Source organism: Streptacidiphilus jeojiense, from assembly GCF_000719095.1.
GTDB classification, from domain to species: Bacteria; Actinomycetota; Actinomycetes; order Streptomycetales; family Streptomycetaceae; genus Streptacidiphilus; species Streptacidiphilus jeojiensis.
Genome location: NZ_JOEH01000011.1, coordinates 274,180 through 284,008, shown reverse-complemented (window position 1 = coordinate 284,008; position 9,829 = coordinate 274,180). Strand labels below are relative to the sequence as shown.

The window sequence follows — 9,829 nt, the reverse complement described above, 5'->3', positions numbered from 1 at the left end:
AACCCGGAAGCTAAGCCTCACAGCGCCGATGGTACTGCAGGGGGGACCCTGTGGGAGAGTAGGACGCCGCCGAACAATCATTAACAGGAAGCCCTCTGACCACCGGTCAGGGGGCTTTTCTGCATTCCCGCACCAGCGCCGGAAGCGGGCTGGGGAGGCCGGCCGTCGTTGGTGGGGCGGCTGCTGTGGGTGGCTTACATGGCGCCACCGATGCCGAATGGCACGTCCGTGGCTTGTTGCTGTTGCTCGGCTCCGCCTCGCGGGCCAACTACAGCGGGGGAGCGGGGCCGGTGCCGGGCGCCGTTGCCGGGTGCGGGCGCGCAGAAACGGTTCTGCCGCCGGGCCTCGCGCGAACCGGGGTCGATTCTCGTACGTCGGGTCACTCGTGGTACACCAAGACCGGGTCAAATGGGGCATTACGGCATGATCGAGTGACACCTTGTCCCGAAAGTGACCCCGGTTCAGTCCAAGGCCCCGCTTCTCGGGCCCCGAAACCGCACTGGCCTCGGCAGGAACGTTTCTGCACGCCCCACCCCGCACTCACCCGCCGCCCGGCAACGGAGCTCTACCCGCCCCCTGGCTCCTCGTAGTTGGCCGCGAGCGGAGCGAGCCACCCCAGCCACCAACACACCAACGCGCCCCACGGAACTGACGAACGATCACCGGGAGCGAACACGCACCGGCAACCCGGCCACAAGACGGGGGCTCGGCAGCCAAACAGATCCCGCACCACCAGCCCCGCCCGCCGCGACCCTTGGCTGGCGCAGAAGAGTGGAGTGCGGTGGAAGTGGTGTGAGTTGCGCTGTGGTGTGGCAACGGATGTGGCTGTTCGGCCCTGTTCGAGGGCTGCTCAGCGAGAGGACTTCTATGCGTACCGGACGACTCGTCGGTGCCGGACTGGCAGGGGTGGCACTGGCAGCCATCCTGGCCGGTCCCGCTCTGGCCGACAATCTTCCCGAGACCGTGTCCGCCACCGGTTCCCCGAGTGGCGTGACCGCTGTCTGTCCCCAGGGACTGCTGCCGGCTGACAACTGGACCATCACCAACGGCGACGGCACCCCGCTGGGCAAGGATCAGCGATGGACCTGGCGGACCTACGAGGGAGGTCGTGCTCTCACGGTCTGGATCGGTGGGTACCTCAATTCGCCGCCCCCGCCCCCGAGTATCACCCTGACGGTTTCCTGCACCTGCTGAGCAGTCGGCACCGCACCGGAGAGCGTGTCCTCGTCCGCCGCCGTGAAGTCGGTTCCGCGGCGGTGGATGAGGGCACCGAGTGCGGTCGCCGCCGTCCGGACGTCCGGATCTCTAGCGGGTCTCGTCGCGGAGCCGGTCGTACTGGGCGAACTGGTCGACCAGGGACTGCGGGGCGGTGTCGTCGAAGCACAGCACGAGATTGTCGGCGGACTCGGCGGCCAAGGTTTCGCTGCGCGGGAACAGCTTCTCCTCGTAGGCGGCGAGGGCCTGTTCGGTGTCGCCGGGGTGGGCGGCGAGGGCCAGGGCGAGTTCGGCCCCGTCGAACATGGCGAGGTTGGCGCCCTCGCCGGCGAAGGGGGACATCAGGTGGGCGGCGTCGCCCAGCAGGGTGACGCCGGGCGTCCGGTCCCAGCGGTGGCCCACCGGCAGCGCGTGGATCGGGCGGGGGATCAGAGCACCGTCCGCCTCGGAGACCAGGGAGCGCAGGCGCGGGTCCCAGTCTGCGAAGTGGGTCAGCAGTGCGGTCTTTGCGGCCTCCGCGTCACTGAAGTCGACCGTGGCGGCCCAGTCCTCCGGCGCGGTGAGCGCGGCGTAGACGTGCAGGCTGCCGTCGGGCTCGTTGTGGGCGAGGAAGCCCTTGCCCGGGCCCAGCGCGAAGAGCATCCCGCCGCCGACGAGTTCGGCGGCCTCGCGATGCCGGGTGTCGGCGTCCTTCAGGTCGAACTCGACGAAGGACAGGCCCGAGTAGACGGGGGTGGCCTGGGAGACCAGGGGTCGGATCCGCGACCAGGCGCCGTCGGCGCCGATCAGCAGGTCGGTGGTGAACTGCGTCCCGTCGGCCAGGGTCACCTCGTGCCGGCCCGCGTCCAGGGGGCGGGCGGCGGTGATCTTGCTGCCCCAGTGGACGGTGCCCTCGGGCAGCGAGCCGAGCAGCAGGTTCCGGAGCTCGCCGCGCTCGACCTCGGGGCGGGTGCCGTCGCCCTCGTCCTCCTCCTTGCGGAGCACCACGGCGTTCCGGTCCAGGATGCGCATGGCCTCGCCGCCGGGCAGTACCAGGGTCCGGAACTGCTGGTACAGGCCGGCGGCGTGCAGTGCGGCCTGGCCGGTGTCCTCGTGGATGTCCAGCATCCCGCCCTGGGCGCGGGCGGTGGCGGAGGCGTCGAGGTCGAACACGGCGGCTTCGATGCCGTGGGCGTGCAGGACGCTCGCGAGGGTCAGGCCACCGAGTCCGGCGCCGACTACTGCGATGGGGTGGTGTGTGGTGGTGGTCATCGGCTGCTCCTGGATCGTGAGGTGGGTTCTTCGGCACCTGCTCTCATGACTCCAGGATGACGAACATGTTCGTTACGGTCAAGTTTCCCACGAACATGTTCGCCCAAAGGGGTGATCAGACCCTTGCCACCAGCAGTTCCTCACCGCTGGAGGTGCCGAGCCCGTCCGTCCGGTCGGCGAAGTAGCGCTGGTTGAGCATGGCTGCCGAGATGTGCTCGGCTTCCTTGAAGCCGGCGGCCTCGGCCATGGCCAGGATGTCCGGCGGGGCGAAGAAGCTGAGGAACGGGGTTCCGGCGGCTCTGGCGCCTTCCGTCGCCGCTCGCATGCCGGCGCGCTTGTCCTCGTCGAGGAGGTCCGCGGGCAAGTGGAAGGTCATGGCCAGGGTGGAGCCCGGGGCCAGGGAGGCGAGCCGGCGCAGCATCGCCGCGTTGGCGTCCCTGGTGAGGTACAGGGCCACGCCGGCCGAGGCCACCACGGTGGGGCGGTCCGGGTCGAAGCCGGCGGCTGCCAGCTCGTCCCACCACGATGCACCCGCCTCGAAGTCGACCGGCACCAGTCGGAGCCAGTCCGGGACGCCGTAGCCGAGTTCGTCCAGGCGTCGGCGCTTCCAGGCCTGGGGTTCGGGCTGGTCGACCTCGAACACCCTCAGTCGGGAGGCGATCTCGGGTCGGCGCTGGGCGAAGGTGTCCAGGCCGGCTCCCAGGATGACGTACTGGGTGACGCCGTGTCCGGTGGCCTGCTGTGCCACCAGGTCCTCGATGAACCGGGCCCGGGCCACGATCGAGGCCCGGAACCAGCTGGTCCCGTTCGGATCCATGTCCCCGCGGCTGCGCCAGCCGTCGTCCGGGGCGACCAGTTGCAGGCCGACCTCATCCTCGAGGACGTGCGGCGGTGCGTCGACCTGGACGTGCAGGGCCCGCCAGAGGGCCACCCGCACTGCGGTGCTGTCCGGTGCTGCGGTGCGTCGTTCGTCGGACATGGCGCGATCAGCCCTTGCCTGGAGCCTGGAGGCTCCACAGGCGTCCGTCCGGGTCGCGGACGGTCATCTCCCTGGTCCCGAAGTGGGTGTCCTCGAACGGGGTGACCACCTCGACGCCGGGGCCCGGCTGGAAGGTGTCCTCGTCGGTCACCTGCAGCACCAGCCGCGTTTCCGGCTCCTTGCTCTCCGGGACCTCGGCGATGAAGAGGTAGGGGCCGTCGCCGTTGCGCAACTGGCCGGAGTTGTGGCCGGTGTCGAACTCGAGCCGGTAGCCCAGCCCCTGGAAGAACTTGGCCGCCCTGCCCCAGTTGTGGGTCTCCAGGAACACGGCCTCGATGCCCTCGGTCGTCGTCATGTCGGCTCAGCTCTCCTTCTCGGACGTTGGCTCTGGCTCACTCGGGGCGTCGTCGAGGTAGGCGCGCAGCGCTGCGGCGACCAGCGCCGACAGCGACAGCTCCGATTCGATGGCCCGGTGCTTGACCTGCTTGATCAAGCCGATCGGCAAGTACACGTTGAACTGCTTCACATCCTCGTCGCCCACATGAGCATGCTAGCAAACTATCCGGCTAGTGGCAGGGTGAGGATGCGGGAATGCCGATCGGGGTCGAGGGCGGACGCCCAGAGGGGTGGGGCGGCGGTGGCCGGGACCTCGTGGAAGCCGGCCCGGAGGAAGACGCGGGCATGGCCGGTGGTGGCGGTGTAGACGGCGGGGAGGTGGTCGGCCTCGGCCCGGGCCAGGGCTCGGGCCAGCAGCAGCGACCCCAGGCCGGCGCCCTGGGCGCGGCGCAGGACGCAGAAGTTGTGCAGCACCCCGGCCGGGCGGCCGTTCGCGCCCGCCCCGTCGGCCCCGCCCGCCCCGCCCACCTCGCCGGTGGCCCGACCGCGTGCCGCGGCCGGGTAGTGGCGCAGGGCCAGGCAGCCCTGGGGTGTGTTGCGGTCGTCCTCGGCGACCAGGAACTCGTGCGCGGTGGCGGTGTAGAGGCCCGGTGGGCGGTGGCGGAGTTCGCCGGAGCGCATGAAGGGTGTGGAGAGCAGGTAGAGCGTGTAGGCGTCGGCGGCCCGGGCCGGGCGGATCCGCCCGGCCGTCAGCGTGGTGCTCATCGTTCAGGCACGGCTCGCGGAGGGCTGCCGGGAGCGCAGCGATTCGAAGATCTCGCCTGCTCGGACCGCGGTGTTGGACAGGAGCGTCGAGGTGATGCCGTGGGTGTGCTCGGTGCCGCCCTGGAGGTAGATGCCGGCGGTGGTGCCCGGTGCGAGTTCGGCGCGGTGGTCGCGGCCGACGCGGACCGCGTCGGTCTCGTCGCGCAGGCAGAGCTTGGCGGCGTCGCCGAGGAAGGTGGAGAGGTCCCGGGGCCGGTAGCCGGTGGCGTGCACCAGCAGGTCGGCGGAGAGCACCTCGCGCTCGCCGGTGGGCAGGAACTCCACGGTGACGTCCAGGCGGTCCTGAAGCTCGGTCACCTCGCGGATCCGGGAGACGTTGAGCATCCGCAGCCGTTCCCGGCCCTGCACCCGCTCCCGGTACCTGGTCGCATAGAGGGACTCGATCAGTTCCTGGTCGACCACCGAGTAGTTGGTGCTGCGGTGGTAGTCGAACAGCGCCTGCTTCACCGCGGGCGGGGACTGGAAGTAGAGGTCCACCGCCTCGGGGTCGAAGATCCGGTTGGCGAAGGGGCTGTCGTCCGCCGGGGTGTAGCCGTACTTGGCGAAGACCGCGCACACCTCGGCCTGCGGGAAGCTGCGGTGCAGGTAGTCCACCGCCTCGGCGGCGCTCTGTCCGGCGCCGAGGACGACGGCCCGGCGCACCGCAGTGCCGGTCTCGGCCCGCTCGGCCCGCTCGGCCCGCTCGGCCAACTCGGCCACCCGGGGCAGTAGTTCGCTGGTGTGCCAGACCCGGTCCGAGCGGACCGTGCCGGGCGGCAGGTGGGGTTCCAGGCCGACGGCGACGCACAGGTTGCGGGCCCTGCGGACCACGGTCCCGTTCCCCGGCGCGTCGGGATCGCGGCTGACCACGTCGAACCAGTGGACCTCCCCGTCGGGTCCGGTCACCGGCTCCACCGAGACCACCTCTGAGGAGTAGTCGACCAGGTGGGCGACGCGGGCGGCGGCCCAGTCGAAGTAGTCGTGGAACTCGATCCGCAGCGGGAAGAGGGTCTTCGCGTTGAGGAAGTCCACCAGCCGGCCCTGCTCGCGCAGGTAGCAGAGGAAGCTGTAGTCGCTGGTCGGGTTGCGCATGGTGACCAGGTCCTTCAGGAACGAGACCTGCATGGTCGCGTCGTCGATCAGCATGCCCCGGTGCCAGCCGAACCGGGGCTGCCGCTCCAGGAAGGCGGCCCGGATCCGCCGGTCCTCGGGGACGGCGGCGTTGTGCTCCTCGACTGCGATGGCCAGTGCGAGATTTGACGGGCCGAAACCGATGCCCAGGACGTCGTGGATCTCCGTGCGCGGAGTGTTCATTGCGTGGTGCCTCCCTTGACCAGCGACAGACTAAGTAAGGTTAGGCTTACCTTGCAACATTGCCTCTGCATCACTGCCCTCCGAGAGGAACTTCCATGCGGGTCGTCATGTTCGGTTATCAGACCTGGGGCCACCGGACACTCCAGGCCCTGCTGGAGTCGGAGCACCAGGTGGTCCTCGCCGTCACCCATCCGCGCAGCGACCATGCGTACGAGCGGATCTGGAGCGACTCGGTGGCCGAACTGGCCGAGAAGCACGGGGTTCCGGTGCTGCTGTGCAGCCGCCCTGACGACGCGTTGCTGGCGGCCGTGCGCGAGGCCGAGCCCGATCTGATCGTGGCCAACAACTGGCGCACCCTGCTGCCGCCGGAGATCTTCGACCTGCCCCGGCACGGCACCCTCAACGTCCATGACTCGCTGCTGCCGGCCTACGCCGGCTTCTCGCCGCTGATCTGGGCGCTGATCAACGGCGAGCGGGAGGTCGGGCTGACCGCGCACCGGATGAACGCCGAACTCGACGCCGGGGACGTGCTGTTGCAGCATGCAGTGCCGGTGGGCCCGGAGGACACGGTGACCGACCTGTTCCACCGCACGGTGGACCTGATCGGCCCGCTGGTGCAGGAGTCGCTGGACCTGATCGACTCGGGGCGGGCGCAGTGGACCGCCCAGGACCGCAGCCGGGCCAGCTTCTTCCACAAGCGCTCGGAGGAGGACAGCCGGATCGACTGGAGCTGGCCGGCCGAGTCCATCCAGCGCCTGGTCCGGGCCCAGTCCGACCCGTACCCCAATGCCTTCGCCTACCACCGCGGGGAGCGGATCCGGATCGTCGCGGCCGAGGTGTCGCAGGCCTGCTACGGCGGCACGCCGGGGCGGATCTTCATCAGGGAGGGAGACGGCGTGGTCGTCGTCGCCGGGGCGGAGGCCCGCAGCGGGCGGCTGCGCGGCCTCGCCGTCACCCGGGTGCGCACCGAGGACGGTACGGAGCACGCGGCCACCGACTACTTCCGCACCATGGGCGGCTACCTGACCGCGCGTCCGTGACGGCCGCACGCACCGTGGTCGTCAAGTACGGCGGCCACGCCATGACCGAGCCGGCGCTGCGGCGGGCCTTCGCCCGGGACGTGGTGCGGCTGCGGGAGGAGGGGCTGCGGCCGGTGGTGGTGCACGGCGGCGGCCCGCAGATCGGCGCGGAGCTGGACCGGCGGGGCATCAAGACGCCGTTCCTGAACGGCCTGCGGGTCACCGGCCCCTCGGCGCTGGACGTGGTCCGGATGGTGCTGGCCGGACGGGTCCAGCCGGAGCTGGTCGGCCTGCTCAACGAGCACGGGCCCTATGCGGTCGGGCTCAGCGGGGAGGACGCGCGCACCCTGACCGCGGAGCGGCGGTACGCCGAGGTGGCGGGGGAGCGGGTGGACCTCGGGCTGGTCGGCGATGTGGCGCGGGTCGACACCGCGCTGCTGGAACTGCTGCTGGACCACGGCCACATCCCGGTGCTCTCCTCGCTGGGGCGCGGCGAGGACGGCCAGGTCTACAACGTGAACGCCGACACGGCCGCGGGCGCGGTGGCGGCGGCGCTGCGGGCGGAGACGCTGGTGGTGCTCACCGACGTCCCCGGCCTGTACGCGGACTGGCCGCGGAGCGAGCGGGTGGTGGACCGGATCGGCGCGGGAGAACTGGAGCGGATGCTGCCGGGGCTGAGCGGGGGGATGGGACCCAAGATGGAGGCGTGCCTGCGGGCGGTCCGCGCGGGGGTGCGGTCCGCACGGGTCCTGGACGGACGGTCACCGCACGCCCTCAGGGCCGGGCTGGCCGGGAGCGCCGGTGCGGCGGGCCCAGCGGGCAGGACGGGCACGGCGAGCGTAGGGACGACGGTTCTGCCGGACGGGCGGTAGCCGGTGAGTGGTGGGTGACGGGCCGTCAGTGTTGTGCCGGCGGCCCGTCACCCGCGCCCACGGGTCAGCCCGTCGCTGTGGCGGGAGCGGGAGCGGGAGCAGGGGTGTGGTGGCGGCCCATGGGGATGACCATGGGGGTGCCGCTGACCGGGTCCTGGGCGACCTGGCAGCGGAGGCCGAAGACCTCCTCCACCGTCTCGGCGGTGATCACCTCGGCCGGTTCGCCCTGGGCGACGATCCGGCCGGACTTCATCGCGATGATGTGGTCGGCGTAGCGGCAGGCCTGGTTGAGGTCGTGCAGCACCATCACCACCGTCCGGTGCTCGTTCCGGTTGAGGTCGGTGACCAGGTCGAGCACGTCGATCTGGTGGGCCAGGTCCAGGTAGGTGGTGGGCTCGTCCAGCAGCAGCACCGGGGTGCCCTGGGCCACCGCCATGGCGATCCAGGCGCGTTGGCGCTGGCCGCCGGAGAGCTCGTCGACCGGGCGGTCGGCCAGCTCGGTCATCCCGGTGGCGGCCAGTGCCGCGTGCACGGCCAGCTCGTCGGCCCGGGACCACTGCCGCCACCAGGTCTGGTGCGGGGAGCGGCCGCGGTTCACCAGGTCGAGCACGGTCATCCCCTCCGGGGTCACCGGCCCCTGCGGCAGCATGCCCAGGCGCTGGGCCAGTTCCCGGGTCGGGATCGACTGCAGCACCCGGCCGTCCAGCTCGACAGTTCCCCGACGCGGCGTCAGCAGCCGTGCCAGTGCCCGGAGCAGGGTGGACTTGCCGCAGGCGTTGGCGCCGACGATGGCGGTCACCTGCCCGGGCGGTACGGCGAGGTCGAGGTCGCTGACGATCTGCCGGTCGTCGTAGGCCAGGTGCAGCGAACGCACCGTCAACTCCGGGTGGGCGGGGCTCTCCGTGCGTTCCGTGCGTTCAGTGCGTTGCGTGCGTTCGGTGGCAGCGGGGGGCGTGGGCATGGGTTCAGCCTCCAGATCCGGCGCGGTTCGCGCGGGTGAGCAGCCAGAGCAGGACCGGCGCGCCGATGACACCGGTGACGATCCCGACCGGCAGCTCGGTGCCGGGGATCACCTCGCGTGCGACCAGGTCGCCGACGAGGACCATCAGTGCCCCGGTGAGTCCCGAGGCGAGGGTGGGCGGCCAGGCGGTGCCGGCCAGCCGCTGGGCGGTCTGCGGTGCGGCCAGGGCCACGAAGGCGATCGGGCCGGCGGCCGCGGTGCCGAAGGCGATCAGGCCGACGCCGGTGACCAGGACGGCCAGCCGGACCGTCTGCACCCGGGTGCCCAGCCCGGCCGCGACGTCGTCGCCCAGCTGCAGCGTGCGCAGCTGACGGCCCAGCAGCAGCGACACGGGCAGCAGGACGAGCAGGGCCAGGGCGAGCGGGCGGGCCTGGTCCCAGGTGCGGCCGTTGAGGTTGCCGACCAGCCAGCCGATCGACTCGGACGCCTGGAACCTGCTGCCGTTGGCGACCAGGTAGTCGGTGGCGCTGGAGCAGATCCAGGACACCCCGATGCCGATCAGGATGATCCGGTAGCCGGTGCTGCCGCGCTTCCAGGAGAGCAGGTAGACGATCAGGGCGGTGCCCAGCGCGCCGAGCAGGCCCAGGGTCTGGGCGCTGACGTGGCTGTCCCAGCCCCAGACGATGCCGGCCACCACGGCCGTGCCCGCGCCCTCGGTCAGGCCGATCATGTCCGGGCTGGCCAGCGGGTTGCGGGTCATCGTCTGGAAGAGCGCGCCGGAGATCCCGAAGGCGATGCCGACCAGCAGTCCCACCACCGCCCGTGGCAGCCGCAGGTCGCGGACCACCAGCAGGGTGCCCGGATCGCCCTTGTCGACCAGGGCCTTGACCACGCCCAGCAGGCTGACCGGGTAGTCCCCGATGGAGACGCCCCAGCAGAAGACCAGGAAGACGGCGACGGCGAGTCCGGCGCTGACGGCGATCAGCCGCGGTCGCAGCAGGGCGGAGACGGGCGGCACGGCCAGCCGCAGTGCGCGTACCCGCGGTGCGGCGGCGGAGTCCGCCGTGGGGAGGGTCAT

At 71.4% G+C, this 9,829-nt stretch carries 10 protein-coding genes and 1 rRNA gene; 3 read left to right on the top strand and 8 right to left on the bottom strand.

Translation table 11 applies throughout. From position 1 onward, the window contains the following. Positions 1 to 75 (top strand): 5S ribosomal RNA (gene rrf, locus IF29_RS0117395); the annotation flags it as partial. 1,230 nt (positions 76 to 1,305) lie between these two features. On the opposite strand, the gene IF29_RS0117385 is transcribed toward rrf, so the two are convergent. From IF29_RS0117385 to IF29_RS0117360, 6 genes are all read right to left on the bottom strand, one after another. Continuing rightward, positions 1,306 to 2,466 (bottom strand): FAD-dependent oxidoreductase, encoded by a 1,161-nt coding sequence (locus IF29_RS0117385; RefSeq protein WP_030255484.1) that lies wholly within the window; start codon positions 2,464 to 2,466, stop codon positions 1,306 to 1,308. A 115-nt stretch (positions 2,467 to 2,581) separates the two neighbouring features. After that, positions 2,582 to 3,445 carry a class I SAM-dependent methyltransferase gene (locus tag IF29_RS0117380; RefSeq protein ID WP_030255482.1) on the bottom strand — a complete coding sequence of 288 codons (864 nt, stop codon included), beginning with the start codon at positions 3,443 to 3,445 and terminating at the stop codon, positions 2,582 to 2,584. 7 nt (positions 3,446 to 3,452) lie between these two features. Beyond that, a complete protein-coding gene (locus tag IF29_RS0117375) occupies positions 3,453 to 3,800 on the bottom strand; it encodes a VOC family protein (RefSeq protein ID WP_030255480.1) in 348 nt (115 codons plus the stop codon). Positions 3,801 to 3,806: 6 nt separating this feature from the next. After that, a complete protein-coding gene (locus IF29_RS0117370; RefSeq protein WP_030255477.1) occupies positions 3,807 to 3,986 on the bottom strand; it encodes a ribbon-helix-helix protein, CopG family in 180 nt (59 codons plus the stop codon). A 17-nt stretch (positions 3,987 to 4,003) separates the two neighbouring features. After that, a complete protein-coding gene (locus IF29_RS0117365) occupies positions 4,004 to 4,546 on the bottom strand; it encodes a GNAT family N-acetyltransferase (protein WP_037595538.1) in 543 nt (180 codons plus the stop codon). Between the two features lie 3 nt (positions 4,547 to 4,549). Next, a complete protein-coding gene (locus IF29_RS0117360; protein ID WP_030255472.1) occupies positions 4,550 to 5,899 on the bottom strand; it encodes a lysine N(6)-hydroxylase/L-ornithine N(5)-oxygenase family protein in 1,350 nt (449 codons plus the stop codon). A 95-nt stretch (positions 5,900 to 5,994) separates the two neighbouring features. Here IF29_RS0117360 and IF29_RS0117355 point away from each other — a divergent pair, with 95 nt between their 5' ends. Further along, positions 5,995 to 6,939, top strand: coding sequence for a methionyl-tRNA formyltransferase (locus IF29_RS0117355; RefSeq protein ID WP_030255470.1), 945 nt, complete (start codon positions 5,995 to 5,997; stop codon positions 6,937 to 6,939). Beyond that, positions 6,936 to 7,790: an acetylglutamate kinase gene (gene argB / locus IF29_RS0117350; protein WP_051725429.1), complete on the top strand. Its 855-nt coding sequence runs from the start codon at positions 6,936 to 6,938 to the stop codon at positions 7,788 to 7,790. Before IF29_RS0117355 ends, argB begins: the two co-directional genes overlap by 4 nt. Positions 7,791 to 7,854: 64 nt before the next feature. Here the strand turns inward: argB and IF29_RS0117345 are convergent, their stop codons facing one another. Together IF29_RS0117345 and IF29_RS0117340 are read right to left on the bottom strand one after the other, a co-directional pair. Continuing rightward, positions 7,855 to 8,751 carry an ABC transporter ATP-binding protein gene (locus IF29_RS0117345; RefSeq protein WP_084714414.1) on the bottom strand — a complete coding sequence of 299 codons (897 nt, stop codon included), beginning with the start codon at positions 8,749 to 8,751 and terminating at the stop codon, positions 7,855 to 7,857. 4 nt (positions 8,752 to 8,755) lie between these two features. Further along, positions 8,756 to 9,829 (bottom strand): FecCD family ABC transporter permease, encoded by a 1,074-nt coding sequence (locus IF29_RS0117340; protein ID WP_030255464.1) that lies wholly within the window; start codon positions 9,827 to 9,829, stop codon positions 8,756 to 8,758.